Origin of the sequence: Rhodococcus sp. 05-2254-5 (genome assembly GCF_002258575.1) — a bacterium.
GTDB classification, from domain to species: Bacteria; Actinomycetota; Actinomycetes; order Mycobacteriales; family Mycobacteriaceae; genus Rhodococcoides; species Rhodococcoides fascians.
This window is the reverse complement of record NZ_NOZG01000026.1, coordinates 209,423-223,617: the sequence shown is the minus strand read 5'-3', so window position 1 is coordinate 223,617 and position 14,195 is coordinate 209,423. Positions and strand designations below refer to the sequence as shown.

Here is a 14,195-nt window from a genome sequence, read left to right as displayed (position 1 = left end):
CCGGTGTGGAGTGCCCCGGTGACCGCAACGATGCCGAGCATTCCCTCCGCCCTTCCTGCCGCCACTCCGGAATCGGTGGATGCCGCCATGGTGCTTCCCGAAAATCGGTACCTGAACCGGGAATTGAGCTGGTTGGATTTCAACTCCCGCGTTCTCGCGCTCGCAGAGGACTCGTCCCTGCCGCTACTCGAGCGTGCCAAGTTCCTGGCCATCTACGCGTCCAATCTGGACGAGTTCTACATGGTTCGCGTCGCAGGGCTCAAACGCCGCGACGAGACCGGACTGTCGGTTCGATCGGCCGATGGCATGACCCCGCGCGAGCAGCTCGCGGTCATCGGGCAGCGCACTCAGGAGCTCGCTCTCAAACACGCCCGAGTACTGCTCGATTCGATCTTGCCCGAGCTCACGGCCGAGGGCATCGCAATCATCCGGTGGTCCGATCTCGACAGCGACGAGCGTGCGCGTCTGTCCGACTATTTCACCGAACAGGTCTTCCCGGTCCTCACCCCGCTGGCCGTCGACCCGGCGCACCCCTTCCCGTACATCAGCGGCCTGAGCCTGAATCTCGCTGTGACGGTGAAGGATTACTCCACAACCGGCGAGCACTTCGCCCGTGTGAAGGTACCCGACAACGTCGACCGATTCGTGCGCGTCAAGCGCGGTGAGGGGAGCCATCGCATCGACGCCTTCCTGTCGATGGAGGAATTGATCTCGGCGCACCTCGACGTGTTGTTCCCCGGCATGGAGGTGGTCGAGAGCCACGCGTTCCGCATTACTCGCAACGCCGATTTCGAGGTCGAAGAGGACCGCGACGAGGATCTTTTGCAGGCACTCGAACGAGAGCTGGCGCGTAGGCGTTTCGGTTCTCCCGTCCGCCTCGAGATCGCCGACGACATGACCGAGCACATGCTCGAACTGTTGCTACGCGAACTCGACGTCGATCCGGGCGACGTCATTCAGGTTCCCGGTCTGCTCGATCTGTCGTGCCTGTGGCAGGTCTACAGCGTCGACCGCCCCAATCTCAAGGACGCTCCCTTCGTCCCGGCAACACATCCCGCGTTCGGTGAGCGCGAAACCCCGAAGAGCGTGTTCTCGACGCTGCGCGACGGCGACGTTCTGGTGCATCACCCGTACGACTCGTTCTCCACCAGCGTGCAGCGCTTCATCGAACAGGCTGCGGCCGATCCGCAGGTCCTCGCGATCAAGCAAACTCTGTACCGCACCTCGGGTGACTCGCCGATCGTCAACGCACTCGTCGACGCGGCCGGGGCCGGCAAGCAGGTGGTTGCACTCGTCGAGATCAAGGCACGATTCGACGAGCAGGCGAACATCGAGTGGGCACGCAAGCTCGAAAAGGCCGGGGTGCACGTGGTCTACGGCCTCGTCGGGTTGAAGACTCACTGCAAGACCTGCCTCGTCGTCCGCCGAGAAGGATCGGTCATCCGCCGTTACTGCCATATCGGCACGGGCAACTACAACCCGAAGACGGCGCGTATCTACGAGGACGTCGGGTTGCTCACGTCGTCGCCCGAGATCGGTGCGGACCTCACCGACCTGTTCAACTCGCTCACCGGATACTCGCGAAAGTCCAAGTACCGCAATCTTCTCGTGGCCCCGTACGGCGTGCGACGCGGCATCGTCGAGCGCATCGAAGCGGAAGTCGAGCACCTCAAGGCGGGTCGCGCAGCCGGAATTCGCCTCAAGGCCAACGCTCTTGTCGACGAGCAGGTGATCGACGCTCTGTACCGCGCATCGGTCGCCGGGGTCCCCGTCAAGGTGGTCGTACGCGGGATCTGCGCGCTCAAGCCGGGCGTACCGGGCCTGTCGGAGAACATCGAAGTTCGGTCCATTCTCGGCAGGTTCCTCGAACACTCACGGGTTCTGCATTTCCAGGGTGCCGACGAATTCTGGATCGGCAGCGCCGACATGATGCACCGAAACCTCGACCGGCGAGTGGAAGTGATGGCCCAGGTCAAGGATCCGAAGCTGACCAAGCAACTCGGTGACATCTTCGACTCGGCCCTCGACCCCACCACCCGCTGCTGGGAACTGGGGCCGGACGGTGGCTGGGTCGCGTCGCCTGCGCAAGGCGAAAGTGTCCGAGAACACCAGGTGGAATTGATGCGCAGCCGGAGGAATCAGGCGTCCTGATGGGCACTTCCGATGGCTCCCCCCGCGCCAACATCTTCGCGGCCGGATCGATTCTGTGGCGACGATCACCGGAGAACGACTCGGTGGTGGAAGTAGCTCTGGTACACAGGCCGAAGTACGACGACTGGTCTTTTCCCAAGGGAAAGCTCGATCCCGGGGAGACAGCGGTCGACGCGGCTGTCCGAGAAGTCAAGGAGGAGACGGGCTTCGACTCGACTCTCGGACGGTCGCTGTCCTACGTCACCTACCCGATTCCCGGCCACCGTCGCATGAAGAAGGTGCTCTACTGGGCTGCCGAGGCAACCGGCGGAGAATTCGTCCCGAACGACGAAGTGGACGAACTTCGCTGGATCGCACCCGACAAGATCGGCGGCGAACTCTCGTATCCCATGGACCACAAGATTCTTCGACGATTCGTCGCCAAGCCGGCCGCTACGTCCACCGTGCTGCTGGTCCGGCACGGCAGTGCCGGCTCGCGGTCGCGATACAAGGGCAACGACGCCGATCGCCCCCTCGACAAGACCGGTAGACGTCAGGCCGAGGCACTCGTCTCACTGCTGGGCGCGTTCGGCGGTGACTCGGTGTATGCGGCCGACCGCGTCCGGTGCGAACAGACGGTCGCGCCGTTCGCCGAATCACTGGGCGTGCAGGTCGAACCGGAGCATCTGCTGTCCGAGGAGGGGTACGCCGAGGACCCCCGAAAGGGCCGCCACCGGGCTCGCGACATCGCCGAGTCCATGAGCACACCGGTGATCTGCAGCCAAGGCAAGGTGATCCCCGATCTCATGCGATGGTGGGCCGACAAGGACGGCATCACGTTGCCTGCCAACAGAAATCGAAAAGGGAGCGTGTGGGTGCTCTCGCGCCACGACGGTCGGCTCGTCGCGGCCGACCACATCGCCAGCCCGCTACCGAACCTGGTCGCCGACGACTGAGTCGCATCCGAGGATCCTCGGATCACGAACACGGCAGAAGGCCCCGACCGAAATTTCGGTCGGGGCCTTCTGTGGAGTGCGAGAACGGCCCGGTCCTGGATGACCGGTGCCGGTCGAGCGCTACTTCTTTGCAGCGCGCTTCGCGGGTGCCTTCTTGGCCGGAGCCTTCTTGGCGGGGGCCTTCTTGGCGACGGTCTTCTTGGCCGCTGTCTTGGCCGGAGCCTTCTTGGCAGGGGCCGTAGTGGTTGCGGCCTTGCGTGCGGTCGTCTTGGCCGGAGCCTTCTTGGCAGCAGCCGTCGTGGTCTTGCGTGCGGTTGTCTTTGCGGGAGCTGCCTTCTTGGCGGCGGTCTTTGCGGGAGCTGCCTTCTTGGCGGCAGTCTTCGCCGGAGCCGCCTTCTTGGCTGCCGCGGTGGTGGCCTTGCGGGCGGTCGTCTTCACCGCTGCCTTCTTGGCGGCCGTCTTCTTCGCTGCCGCAGTCTTCTTGGCCGGAGCTGCTGCCGAACCGCGCTTGACGGCAGGTCCGGTTGCGGGCAGCTTCTGTCCACCGGCGATGACGGCCTTGAACTGCGCGCCCGGACGGAATGCCGGTACGTTGGTCGGCTTGACGCGAACGGTCTCACCGGTGCGGGGGTTACGGGCGACACGCGCCGCGCGACGACGCTGCTCGAACACGCCGAAGCCCGTGATCGTGACACTTTCGCCGCGGTGGACCGCGCGCACGATGGTGTCGACGATGTTCTCGACAGCCTCTGTGGCGCTCCGCCTGTCAGACCCCAACTTCTCGGTCAGGGCGTCAATCAGCTCTGCCTTGTTCATGGATTTCCTCCGCTATATTGTGGCCCATCGTCGGACCGACTACTACAACGGTAAACCCCAAGTCGTCAAGAGTCTATGCGCCACGCCAATTTTCATTTCGGTGTCGCGGAATGCTTCACGGCCGCAAAGCGTGTCGGACCCCCCGTCCGTCAGCTTTTCGAAGGCTCCTCGATCCTTGCCGGAAGGGTGAGGGGTTTGTATGAAGGCCTTGACTTTTCGTACTCCGTAATGGCCTCTACCTGGCGTAATGTCAGTCCGATGTCGTCCAGACCCTCCAGCAGACGCCACCGCGTGTAGTCGTCAATCGCGAAGCGCACCACCAAGGTTCCAGCCGTGACCGTCTTGTCGACGAGGTCCACGACGAGCTCCAGACCGGGCTGTTCTTCTAAGGCTTTCCACAGCAATTCGACGTCCGATTGCTCCACCTCGGCCGCCACCAAGCCGGCCTTGCCCATGTTTCCGCGGAAGATATCGGCGAATCTGGATGCGATGACGACCCTGAAACCGAAGTCCGACAGCGCCCAGACAGCGTGCTCGCGTGACGATCCCGTGCCGAAGTCCGGCCCGGCCACGAGAACCGATCCGCGGTCGTAAGGCGCGAGGTTCAAGATGAAGTTCGGATCGGATCGCCAACCGGCGAACAATCCGTCCTCGAATCCGGTGCGAGTCACGCGCTTGAGATAGACCGCCGGAATGATCTGGTCGGTGTCGACATTGGACCGCCGGAGCGGAACGCCGATGCCTTTGTGTCGAGTGAAAGCTTCCATCGAAATTTCTCCTGTGAGTTCGATCGATCCGGTCGGAGGGCTCGCTGCTACGCGAGATCCGCCGGAGAGGACAGGGTTCCGCGAACTGCAGTGGCCGCCGCAACCAGAGGCGACACGAGGTGAGTGCGACCACCCTTGCCCTGACGCCCCTCGAAATTGCGGTTGGACGTGGATGCCGAACGCTCTCCAGAGGTGAGCTGATCGGGGTTCATTCCCAGACACATCGAGCAGCCGGCCTGCCGCCACTCGGCCCCTGCTGCGGTGAAGATCTCACCGAGTCCCTCCTCTTCGGCCTGCGCGCGCACCCGCATCGACCCGGGTACCACCAGCATTCGCACGCCGTCTGCGACGCGGCGGCCCTCGAGGACGGACGCCACCGCACGCAGATCCTCGATGCGGCCGTTGGTGCAGGAGCCGACGAACACGGTGTCGACGGAGATCTCGCGGATCGGTGTACCGGCTTCGAGACCCATGTACTGCAAGGCCTTCTGGGCCGATACGCGCTCGCCTTCGTCGAGCATTGCCTCGGGATCGGGCACGGCATCCCCCAACGGAGCACCTTGACCCGGGTTCGTTCCCCAGGTGACGAACGGCGTCAGAGTGCTCGCATCGATGTGTACCTCGTTGTCGAACACCGCATCCGGGTCGGTTGCCAGTTCGTTCCAGGCGGCCACCGCCGCATCCCACTCCGCCCCCTGGGGCGCATGCGGCCGTCCCTTCAGGTATTCGTACGTGATCTCGTCGGGTGCGATCATGCCCGCGCGCGCCCCGGCCTCGATCGACATGTTGCAGATGGTCATTCGGGCTTCCATCGACAACTTGCGGATGGCCTCACCGCGATATTCGAGCACGTATCCCTGACCGCCGCCGGTGCCGATCTTGGCGATCACCGCGAGAATCAGATCCTTGCTCGTCACACCGGGAGCCAGTTCTCCGTCGACGGTGATGGCCATGGTCTTGAACGGTCGCAGAGACAGAGTCTGGGTGGCCATCACATGCTCGACCTCGCTGGTGCCGATTCCCATTGCGATCGAACCGAATGCACCGTGCGTCGAGGTGTGGCTGTCTCCGCACACGATGGTCATACCCGGCTGGGTCAGACCCAGCTGCGGGCCGATGATGTGGACGATGCCCTGATCGAGATCTCCCATCGGGTACAACCGAACTCCGAATTCCTCGCAGTTGCGGCGAAGAGTATCGACCTGGGTGCGTGAGACGAGATCGGCGATCGGCGCGAAGATGTCGGCCGTCGGGACGTTGTGATCCTCCGTTGCGATCGTCAGGTCCGGGCGACGAAGCTCGCGGCCGGCCAAACGCAGACCGTCGAATGCCTGGGGGCTGGTGACCTCGTGCACGAGGTGCAGATCGATGTAGATCAGATCCGGCTCACGTGCACCGCCTTCTCCCCCACCGGGGACGACCACATGTTGGTCCCACACCTTCTCCGCCAGCGTCTTCGGCGCTTGTGCTACGGACGCATCGGATTTCGTCGTTTCGGACATCGCTGTCGCAGACCTCGTCTTCCCTGTCGTCGCGCCGGCGGACGGGCTGGTCCACCTCGCGTGATCGTCTCGACATCGTCCCCCGCGGCACGCTGGACTTCTCGCGGTTGTGCAATCTCAGCATTCGGGAGGCTAATATCGTTCTATGAGACAGCATAGCCTGAGCGGCGCCGTCGACAAATCGAGCGGTATCGGTGTCCTCGACAAGGCCATGGCCGTGTTGCATGCAGTGGCCGAGACACCCTGCACTCTCAACGACCTGTGTGCCCGCACAGCGCTCCCCCGCGCCACTGCGCATCGGCTCGCGGTCGGACTCGAAACCCACCGCCTCCTCGTGCGCGATTCCGACGGATTGTGGCGCACCGGTCCGGGGCTGGGGGAATTGGCGGCGAGCGCGTCGGATGCGCTGCTCGACGCCGCAGCATCGGTACTGCCTCGGCTTCGCGAAATCACCGGAGAGAGCGTGCAGATCTACCGCCGCGAGGGGACCGTTCGCGTCTGTGTCGCATCCATGGAGCCCCCGACCGGTCTCCGAGATACCGTGCTCGTCGGGGCCCGGCTACCCATGACAGCCGGCTCCGGTGCGAAAGTTCTTCTGGCGTGGGCAGATTCGCAGACTCAACGCACAGTGCTGCCGGACGCCGAATTCGGCGAACGGGTGCTGCTGGAGATCCGCAGGCGAGGGTGGGCGCAGAGCGCAGGTGAACGTGAGCCGGGGGTCGCGAGCGTCTCGGCTCCCGTTCGCGACAGCAACGACACTGTCGTGGCGGCGATCTCGGTGTCCGGCCCGATCGACCGCATCGGACGCAAGCCGGGCGCACGCTGGGCGGCAGACCTGCTCGCCGCCGCCGACGCGCTGCACAAGCGCCTCTGAGCGCCGAACCGAGGCCGATCGAGCGGCACCCCACCAAAAACCGGCTGAAGAGGCCGCAGAAGTGGAGTACGTTCGTCTCGAACGGCCCACCCGGCCGGTCGCCGACTGCAAGGAGTGCCCCATGTCAGAATCCGGCAGCGAAGAGTTGAAGAAGAAGTTCCGCGAGGTTCTCGAACAGAAGAACAGCAAGTCGCACAATTCCGTCGACCACAAGGACGGTGGCCCCAAGGTGAACAATGTCCACGGTCCGGCCGATTACCAAAAGATGTTCCGCCGCAAGAGCGTCTGACGCGAAGCGACACCACCGCACGACAGCAACGACGGTCACACCGAAACGACAGAACCCCCTCGATCCGGAGATCGAGGGGGTTCTGTCTTCGTAGCCCCGACGGGATTCGAACCCGCGCTACCGCCTTGAGAGGGCGGCGTCCTAGGCCGCTAGACGACGGGGCCAGGAACTTCACCTGCATTGTTGACGCTGTATCGAACACGTGATGCTGAGGTAGCTTAACTGCCTCGGCATCGGCGGCAAAATCGCCACTCACCTGCTCGCTGGGGTACCAGGACTCGAACCTAGAATGGCGGTACCAGAAACCGCTGTGTTGCCAATTACACCATACCCCAATGGACTTGAATCGAAGTACGCATCCGATCGATGTGCACTGCGTTTCGAGCCGGGATAGAGACTATCAAAGGTCACTACCCATTCTCCAAATCGGCTGCTCAGAGCCCTGATAACCGCCCTCGACCGCCCGCGAGGCCCGCTCGGACACCATCGCGTGAACGCAGAACCCGCGCATCGTCGGCCGCAGAGCATGCAGCAGACTCCTGTTTCGTGAGCGTTCTCGAACTTCGCAGACGCCGATGAAGGTGCTGCTCGTTCCCCAGGGCAACCGGGCCGTGCTGATCCGCCTCGAGGAGGACGGCTCCCCGTCCGGCGGCAGTTCCCCTGCCGAGGAGGTGACCGACGATCTGGTGGGCTCCGTGGCCGCTGTCGAGCGAGAGCACGCTCCCCGCTGGGTGTGGGAGGACACGAGCCGCATCTACCCGCGACTGCTCGACGCAGGGGTGCGGGTCCGGCGCTGCCACGATCTCGCCCTCGTCGGTGCCATTCTGGCGATGCGAACGGGGCGCACCACGACACCGTCCACACCCGCAGACCTGCGACCCGGATTGTTCGACGCCGACCCGCATGCCGATCCGGTGGCAGTGCTCGCCCACTACCGCCGTCAGATCGAGGAGATCGGTGACGATCGGGGGCTGCAGCTGTTGGCGGCCGCCGAGTCGGCCGGAGGTCTGGCCGCGGCGGAGATGACCTTCGACGGATTGCCGTTCTCGGCCGCTGCGCATCGGCGGCACCTCGACGCGACCCTCGGTGCGAGGCCGGTCGACGGATCGACTCCTCCTGCGTTGGTGAAGCTCGAGAACGAGATCTCGTCGGTGTTCGGGCGCCGCGTGAACCCCGGTTCACCCGCAGAGGTGGTCGCCGCGTTCGCGCGCGCCGGTATCGAGCTCACATCCACTCGAGCACACGTGATCCGAGACATCGACCATCCTGCGGTGCCGCTGTTGCTTAGCCACCGAGATCTGTCGAAACTGCACAGCACCAACGGGTGGACGTGGCTGGACGCGTGGGTTCGCGGAGATCGTTTCCGGCCGGTCTACGTGCCGGGGGCCGTCGTCTCCGGCCGCTGGGCGAGCCGGGGCGGTGGGGGTCTGCAGATCCCGAAACCGCTGCGCGCCAGCGTGATCGCCGACTCGGGGTACACCTTCGTCGCCGCCGACGCCGGCCAGCTCGAGCCCCGCATTCTCGCCGCGATGTCGGGTGACCCTCGCATGGTCGCCGCTGCGGGAACAGCGGATCTCTACGCCCCCGTCGCCGCCGAGTCGTTCGACGGTGATCGTGCGCACGCCAAGGTCGCTGTTCTCGGAGTGCTGTACGGCGCGACGTCGGGTGAGGCTCGTGCGTTGCTGACCCGCCTACGCGCCAGATTCCCCGACGCGGTGGCGGTCGTGGAAGAGGCGGCGCGGGCCGGTGAGCGGGGCGAGGTGGTCCGGTCGTGGCTGGGCCGAGCGTGCCCTCCCCCTACGCCGCAATGGTGGTCCACCGGTGACGCCCACGCGCGTGGCCGATTCACGCGCAACTTCGTGGTGCAGGCGACCGCAGCCGAGTGGGCGCTGTGCCTGTTGGCAGATCTGCGCGGGCGATTGCGGTCGAGCAGAAGTGAGTTGGTGTTCTTTCAGCACGACGAAGTAGTCGTGCATTGTCCACTCGGAGACGCACCGTGGGTGTCCGAGGCCGTTGCGGCGGCGGCAGAGTCGGCCACGCGTCTGATGTTCGGCGACACGGCAGTGCTCTTCCCGATGGAGACCAGGATCGACCGCTTCTACGGTGCCCCGGCTGCCGAGCCGGAGTTCGGGCCGGAGTCCGACTGAGCGCTCGGTGGGTCCTCGAACGTCACGTCTATTTCCTCGAACGCAGTACTGCGCTGCGCTTCTGCCTGTCCGGTGTAGGTGAGTTTGTCACCTTCGGTCAGGTCGACGTCGTCGGTGAACGGGGCCAGAAGGGCCCGCGGGAACAGCCTGTCGACACGAACCACGTTGATCTCGATGCAGATCACGATCGATACCGAGGTCACGTACAGAAAGGCCAACAGCCCGAGCACGACCGCAAAGACACCGTTCGTCACCGTCGCACTTGCAGCGACGTACTTCACGTACACACCGCCGAAGGTCTGCAGCAGCTGCCACGTCAGACCGGCCGCTATGGCTCCCGGGAGTACCTGTCCGATCGACACCGCTCGCACTGTGGCGAGCCGAAACGCAACGACGAACACCCCGACGTACAGCAGCGTTCCGATCACGAACACGACGAGACCGGATTCCGGACCGAAATATCCTGCGGCACTGAGCACATTGAGTGCGGTGATCGCCAGTACCGCCAGACCCACGGTGCTCAGCAAACCCAATCCCCGCACTCGGGCTCGAATGGGATCGGGCCGAAGATTCTTCGGTACGGCCCATGCGGTGTTCATCGCGTTCTGCAGCGCAACGGACACGCCGAGTCCGCCGTACAGCGACCCGAGGATACCCACCGTCAGACCGACCGTGCCGCCACCTATCCGTTCGGGACGCCCCAGTTCTTCCCCGATCGCCGGGATCTGACCGAGTGCCGAGTTCAGGATCTGTTGTTGCAACTCCGGGTTGCCCATCAACACGATGCCCAGAATCACGGAGAAGAGCAGCAGCGCAGGAAAGAGCGAGACGAATGCGTAGTACGTGATCAGCGCGGCCAGGTAACCACCCTGATCGTCGACGAACTTGTAGACCACCGCAATCGGAAATCCGAGAACCGGACGCCTGCGCTGCAGTCGATCCAGTCGGTCGGCGACGCTCATGTGCGAGAGTCTCCGACCGACCTCGACGGCCGACGTCGCACCGCCGTCACGCGATAAGGGTACGTGCGGCGGTCAGACGAGCGAGTGTCCTCTCGCGGCCGAGAAGTTCCATGGACTCGTACAGCGGCGGGCTGATGTGGGAGCCGGTGACTCCCACCCGAACCGGCGCGAAGGCCTTGCGGGGCTTGAGTTCCATCTTCTCGATGAGCGCGTCCTTGAGGGCGACTTCCAGCTCGGCTGTCGACCAATCCGTCACTGCGGTCAGCGCTTCGATGGCGGCGTCGAGTACCGGCGCCGCGTCTGCGCCGAGATTCTTGGCCGCCGCCGCAGGATCGATCTCGAACTCCGCGTCGTCGACGAAGAGGAACTTCAGCAGGCCCCACGCATCCGACAGCACGACGATGCGCGTCTGCACCAGATCCGCCGCGACAGCGAACATCTTCTCGTCGACCGGCTCGGCAAGATGCCCTCGAGCAACGAGGAACTCGCGTAACCGTGCCGCGAAGTCGTCTGCAGCCAACATCCTGATGTGCTCGGCGTTGATCGCGTCGGCTTTCTTCTGGTCGAAGCGCGCAGGGTTGGAATTGACCGACGAGATCTCGAACGCCGCCACCATCTCGTCGAGCGAGAACACGTCGTGATCGTCGGAGATGCCCCACCCGAGAAGCGCCAGGTAGTTCAGCAGCCCCTCCGGGACGAAGCCTCGGTCGCGGTGGATGAAGAGGTTCGATTCGGGGTCACGCTTGGACAGCTTCTTGTTGCCCTGGCCCATCACGAACGGCAGATGTCCGAACTCCGGGGTGCGGTCGGCCACACCGATTCGGATCAGGGCCTCGTACAGTGCGAGCTGTCGAGGCGTCGACGACAACAGGTCCTCGCCGCGCAGCACGTGCGTGATCTTCATCAGTGCGTCGTCGACCGGATTGACCAACGTGTACAGCGGAACTCCGTTGCCGCGAGTCAAGGCGAAGTCCGGTACGGTCCCCGCCTTGAACGTGGTCTCGCCGCGTACGAGGTCGTTCCACGTCAGATCGTGATCGGGCATGCGCAGCCGCACGACGGCCCCGCGTCCCTCGTCGAGGAATCCCTGCCGCTGCTCCGGCGTCAGGTCGCGGTCGAAGTTGTCGTAGCCGAGCTTGGGGTCACGCCCGGCGGCCTTGTGCCTCGCTTCGACTTCCTCGGGCGTCGAGAACGACTCGTAGGCTTCGCCTGCATCGAGCAGTTGCTGTACGACAGCCACATGCTGGTCGCGTCGCTGCGACTGGCGGTAGGGCTCGTAGGGACCGCCCACCTCGGGGCCCTCGTCCCAATCCAGACCGAGCCATCGCAGCGCGTCGAGCAACGCTGCGTAGGACTCCTCGGAATCGCGAGCGGCGTCGGTGTCCTCGATCCGAAAGACGAAGGTGCCGCCGTGATGTCGCGCGAACGCCCAGTTGAACAGGGCGGTGCGGACCAGACCGACGTGCGGTGTGCCGGTGGGCGACGGGCAGAACCGAACGCGGACATCTGCTGCTGTGGTCATCGTTGTCCTACTTCTTCGCTGCGACTGGGTTGGTCAAGGTACCGATTCCCTCGACGGTGATCGACACACTGTCTCCGTCGGTGATGGGGCCGACACCCTCGGGCGTTCCGGTCAGAATGACGTCTCCGGGCAGCAGGGTCATCACCGCGGACACCCACTCGATGATCTTCGGAATATCGTGCAGTAGAAGCGAAGTACGACTCTGCTGCTTGACGACGCCGTCGACCTCGGTCTTGATCTCGAGGTCGGAAGGATCGAGGGACGTCTCGATCCACGGCCCGAGGGGGCAGAACGTGTCGTGCCCCTTCGCCCGGGTCCATTGCCCGTCGTGCTTCTGATGGTCGCGTGCCGAGACGTCGTTGGCGACGGTGTATCCGAGCACCACGTCGTACGCCTTGGAGGCGGGCACGTCCTTGCACGGACGACCGATCACGATGGCGAGTTCGCCTTCGTAGTGCACCTCGTTCGACGACGGAGGCAGCACGATGGCCGCACCCGGACCGACGATGGAGGTGTTCGGCTTGATAAAGATGACGGGAGTCTCCGGCGCTTCACCACCCATCTCGGCGGCGTGCGCGGCGTAGTTCTTACCGATGGCGATCACCTTGCTGGCGAGGATCGGTGCGAGCAGTCGCACGTCGGCCAGTGGCCACGATCGACCCGTGAACGTCGGTGTGCCGAAAGGATGTTCGGCAATTTCCTTCGCCGTCCGGGCATCCCCCTCACCTTCGATACTCACGAATGCCACACCATCAGGACTTGCAATTCGACCGAGACGCATGTCGAAAGTCTATCGACCGCCGTTCTCCGCACGCCGATGCCGTCCTGTCCGTCGATCTTTCGCCGGTGTAATGTTTCGATCTGTATCCAGATAGCAAGATTATGGGTTCACATAGTGAGACGAGAGGCCGGAATGAGCGCCACGAAGCAGCTGTCCAGTATCGGCGAGACGCGACGGTGGTTCATGCTCGTGCTCGGGATGCTCGCGCAGACTGCCGGTGCCGTCTTCATCAACGGTGCTGCATTTCTCATTCCCGCCCTGCACGACGACCGGGGACTCGGACTTGCGACCGCAGGATTCGTGGTTGCGATGCCGACCGTGGGCATCATGCTGACCCTCATCGCATGGGGCGTGCTCGTCGACCGCATCGGCGAACGTCTCGTTCTCGTGATCGGGCTCGGGCTCACCGCTGCCGCGAGCCTGGCTGCGGTGGTCAGCACGTCCATTCCGGCGCTCGCCGCCCTGCTGTTGATCGGCGGTATGTCTGCGGCCAGCGCGAACAGCGCGAGCGGACGCGTCGTGGTGGGCTGGTTTCCGCCGCACCGTCGTGGGCTGGCCATGGGCATCAGACAAATGTCGGTTCCCCTCGGCGTGGCCGTCGCGGCACTGACCATCCCGCCTGTCGCGCGTGACCACGGCGTCGGCGCGGCCCTGCTCGTGCCTGCTGCCGTCTGCGCTGCGAGCGCTCTGCTGTGCCTGGCCGTGGTCGACCCTCCCCGTCCGAACCGCACCGATGCGGCGGCGCAGGGTCTGCTCGACAATCCGTACCGCAACAGCAGCCAACTGTGGCGCATTCACGCCACGTCCATCCTGTTGGTGGTGCCGCAGTACGTTGTGTGGACGTATGCGCTCGTGTGGCTGATGACCGACCGAGGCTGGACGGCCGCGGCCGCGGGTGTCCTCGTCACGCTGACCCAGATTCTCGGCGCACTGGGTCGGATGAGCGTGGGCGCGCTGTCCGATCGTGTCGGTAGCCGCATGCGGCCTTTGCGGTGGGTGGCCGTGACAGCCGCTGCCAGCATGCTCGGGCTCGGCATCGCCGACTGGTTCGACTCCCCCGCCGCCATCGTCCTGCTCGTCGTCGCGTCCGTCGCCACCGTTGCCCCGAACGGCCTCGCGTTCACTGCTGTCGCGGAAATCTCGGGACCGTATTGGAGCGGACGCGCTCTCGGGGTACAGAACACGAGCCAGTACGTGTTCGCCTCGGCTGTACCGCCGGTGTTCGGGGCGATCGCGGCCATCAGCTTCCCCGTGGCGTTCCTGGTCTCGGCGGTCTTTCCCGCGCTCTCCGTACCGATCGTGCCCGACGATCCGGCACCCGAGCCCACGGACGAGACGTCCGACACCGGTGCAGACCGCGCCCGCTGACGTGCCCAAGGGGTGACCTGCCCGTGATACACGACATGCCACGGTGGGCTGTCGGCCCACCGTGGCATGTCGTGGCGTGAG

12 protein-coding genes and 2 tRNA genes are annotated in these 14,195 nt (G+C 64.6%); 6 read left to right on the top strand and 8 right to left on the bottom strand.

Annotation, left to right across the window (positions count from 1 at the left end):
• Positions 1 to 30: 30 nt before the first annotated feature.
• Together CH278_RS16875 and CH278_RS16870 are read left to right on the top strand one after the other, a co-directional pair.
• Positions 31 to 2,151, top strand: a complete 2,121-nt coding sequence (locus CH278_RS16875; protein ID WP_228139401.1) for an RNA degradosome polyphosphate kinase — start codon at positions 31 to 33, stop codon at positions 2,149 to 2,151.
• Positions 2,151 to 3,086, top strand: coding sequence for an NUDIX hydrolase (locus tag CH278_RS16870; protein WP_027496656.1), 936 nt, complete (start codon positions 2,151 to 2,153; stop codon positions 3,084 to 3,086). The genes CH278_RS16875 and CH278_RS16870 overlap by 1 nt, the downstream gene beginning before the upstream one ends.
• Before the next feature lie 120 nt (positions 3,087 to 3,206).
• Here the strand turns inward: CH278_RS16870 and CH278_RS16865 are convergent, their stop codons facing one another.
• The 3 genes from CH278_RS16865 to leuC form a co-directional block, all read right to left on the bottom strand.
• A complete protein-coding gene (locus tag CH278_RS16865) occupies positions 3,207 to 3,902 on the bottom strand; it encodes an HU family DNA-binding protein (protein WP_027496655.1) in 696 nt (231 codons plus the stop codon).
• 149 nt (positions 3,903 to 4,051) lie between these two features.
• Entirely contained in the window at positions 4,052 to 4,669 is a 618-nt protein-coding gene (gene leuD / locus CH278_RS16860; protein WP_032366380.1) for a 3-isopropylmalate dehydratase small subunit, read from the bottom strand.
• 47 nt (positions 4,670 to 4,716) lie between these two features.
• The gene (gene leuC, locus CH278_RS16855) at positions 4,717 to 6,171 is read right to left on the bottom strand and encodes a 3-isopropylmalate dehydratase large subunit (RefSeq protein ID WP_032366379.1); all 1,455 of its coding nucleotides are present in this window, start codon (positions 6,169 to 6,171) and stop codon (positions 4,717 to 4,719) included.
• Between the two features lie 145 nt (positions 6,172 to 6,316).
• Between leuC and CH278_RS16850 the strand changes: the two genes are divergently transcribed.
• Entirely contained in the window at positions 6,317 to 7,045 is a 729-nt protein-coding gene (locus tag CH278_RS16850) for an IclR family transcriptional regulator (protein WP_032366378.1), read from the top strand.
• A 121-nt stretch (positions 7,046 to 7,166) separates the two neighbouring features.
• Positions 7,167 to 7,334, top strand: coding sequence for a DUF5302 domain-containing protein (locus CH278_RS27640; RefSeq protein ID WP_179274441.1), 168 nt, complete (start codon positions 7,167 to 7,169; stop codon positions 7,332 to 7,334).
• A gap of 91 nt (positions 7,335 to 7,425) precedes the next feature.
• Here the strand turns inward: CH278_RS27640 and CH278_RS16840 are convergent.
• Positions 7,426 to 7,498 (bottom strand) — tRNA-Glu (locus tag CH278_RS16840).
• A 99-nt stretch (positions 7,499 to 7,597) separates the two neighbouring features.
• Positions 7,598 to 7,669 (bottom strand) — tRNA-Gln (locus CH278_RS16835).
• A 240-nt stretch (positions 7,670 to 7,909) separates the two neighbouring features.
• Between CH278_RS16835 and CH278_RS16830 the strand changes: the two genes are divergently transcribed.
• Positions 7,910 to 9,481: a bifunctional 3'-5' exonuclease/DNA polymerase gene (locus CH278_RS16830; RefSeq protein WP_032387212.1), complete on the top strand. Its 1,572-nt coding sequence runs from the start codon at positions 7,910 to 7,912 to the stop codon at positions 9,479 to 9,481.
• Here the strand turns inward: CH278_RS16830 and CH278_RS16825 are convergent.
• The 3 genes from CH278_RS16825 to CH278_RS16815 are packed head-to-tail and all read right to left on the bottom strand — an operon-like array spanning position 9,433 to position 12,746.
• A complete protein-coding gene (locus tag CH278_RS16825; protein ID WP_032366375.1) occupies positions 9,433 to 10,443 on the bottom strand; it encodes a YihY/virulence factor BrkB family protein in 1,011 nt (336 codons plus the stop codon). The genes CH278_RS16830 and CH278_RS16825 overlap by 49 nt on opposite strands.
• Positions 10,444 to 10,489: 46 nt before the next feature.
• Positions 10,490 to 11,965, bottom strand: coding sequence for a glutamate--tRNA ligase (gene gltX / locus CH278_RS16820; RefSeq protein WP_032390085.1), 1,476 nt, complete (start codon positions 11,963 to 11,965; stop codon positions 10,490 to 10,492).
• 7 nt (positions 11,966 to 11,972) lie between these two features.
• On the bottom strand, positions 11,973 to 12,746 hold the full coding sequence (locus tag CH278_RS16815; protein WP_027496648.1) for a fumarylacetoacetate hydrolase family protein: 774 nt from the start codon (positions 12,744 to 12,746) through the stop codon (positions 11,973 to 11,975).
• Between the two features lie 132 nt (positions 12,747 to 12,878).
• Here CH278_RS16815 and CH278_RS16810 point away from each other — a divergent pair, with 132 nt between their 5' ends.
• Positions 12,879 to 14,114, top strand: a complete 1,236-nt coding sequence (locus CH278_RS16810; RefSeq protein WP_032372854.1) for an MFS transporter — start codon at positions 12,879 to 12,881, stop codon at positions 14,112 to 14,114.
• Positions 14,115 to 14,195: the final 81 nt, after the last annotated feature.

Excerpts from the sequence above, each read along its gene's own strand:
- CH278_RS16875 (WP_228139401.1), top strand. The coding sequence starts at position 31 with ATGCCGAGCATTCCCTCCGCCCTTCCTGCCGCCACTCCGGAATCGGTG.
- CH278_RS16870 (WP_027496656.1), top strand. The coding sequence starts at position 2,151 with ATGGGCACTTCCGATGGCTCCCCCCGCGCCAACATCTTCGCGGCCGGA.
- CH278_RS16865 (WP_027496655.1), bottom strand. The coding sequence starts at position 3,902 with ATGAACAAGGCAGAGCTGATTGACGCCCTGACCGAGAAGTTGGGGTCT.
- leuD (WP_032366380.1), bottom strand. The coding sequence starts at position 4,669 with ATGGAAGCTTTCACTCGACACAAAGGCATCGGCGTTCCGCTCCGGCGG.
- leuC (WP_032366379.1), bottom strand. The coding sequence starts at position 6,171 with ATGTCCGAAACGACGAAATCCGATGCGTCCGTAGCACAAGCGCCGAAG.
- CH278_RS16850 (WP_032366378.1), top strand. The coding sequence starts at position 6,317 with ATGAGACAGCATAGCCTGAGCGGCGCCGTCGACAAATCGAGCGGTATC.
- CH278_RS27640 (WP_179274441.1), top strand. The coding sequence starts at position 7,167 with ATGTCAGAATCCGGCAGCGAAGAGTTGAAGAAGAAGTTCCGCGAGGTT.
- CH278_RS16830 (WP_032387212.1), top strand. The coding sequence starts at position 7,910 with ATGAAGGTGCTGCTCGTTCCCCAGGGCAACCGGGCCGTGCTGATCCGC.
- CH278_RS16825 (WP_032366375.1), bottom strand. The coding sequence starts at position 10,443 with ATGAGCGTCGCCGACCGACTGGATCGACTGCAGCGCAGGCGTCCGGTT.
- gltX (WP_032390085.1), bottom strand. The coding sequence starts at position 11,965 with ATGACCACAGCAGCAGATGTCCGCGTTCGGTTCTGCCCGTCGCCCACC.
- CH278_RS16815 (WP_027496648.1), bottom strand. The coding sequence starts at position 12,746 with ATGCGTCTCGGTCGAATTGCAAGTCCTGATGGTGTGGCATTCGTGAGT.
- CH278_RS16810 (WP_032372854.1), top strand. The coding sequence starts at position 12,879 with ATGAGCGCCACGAAGCAGCTGTCCAGTATCGGCGAGACGCGACGGTGG.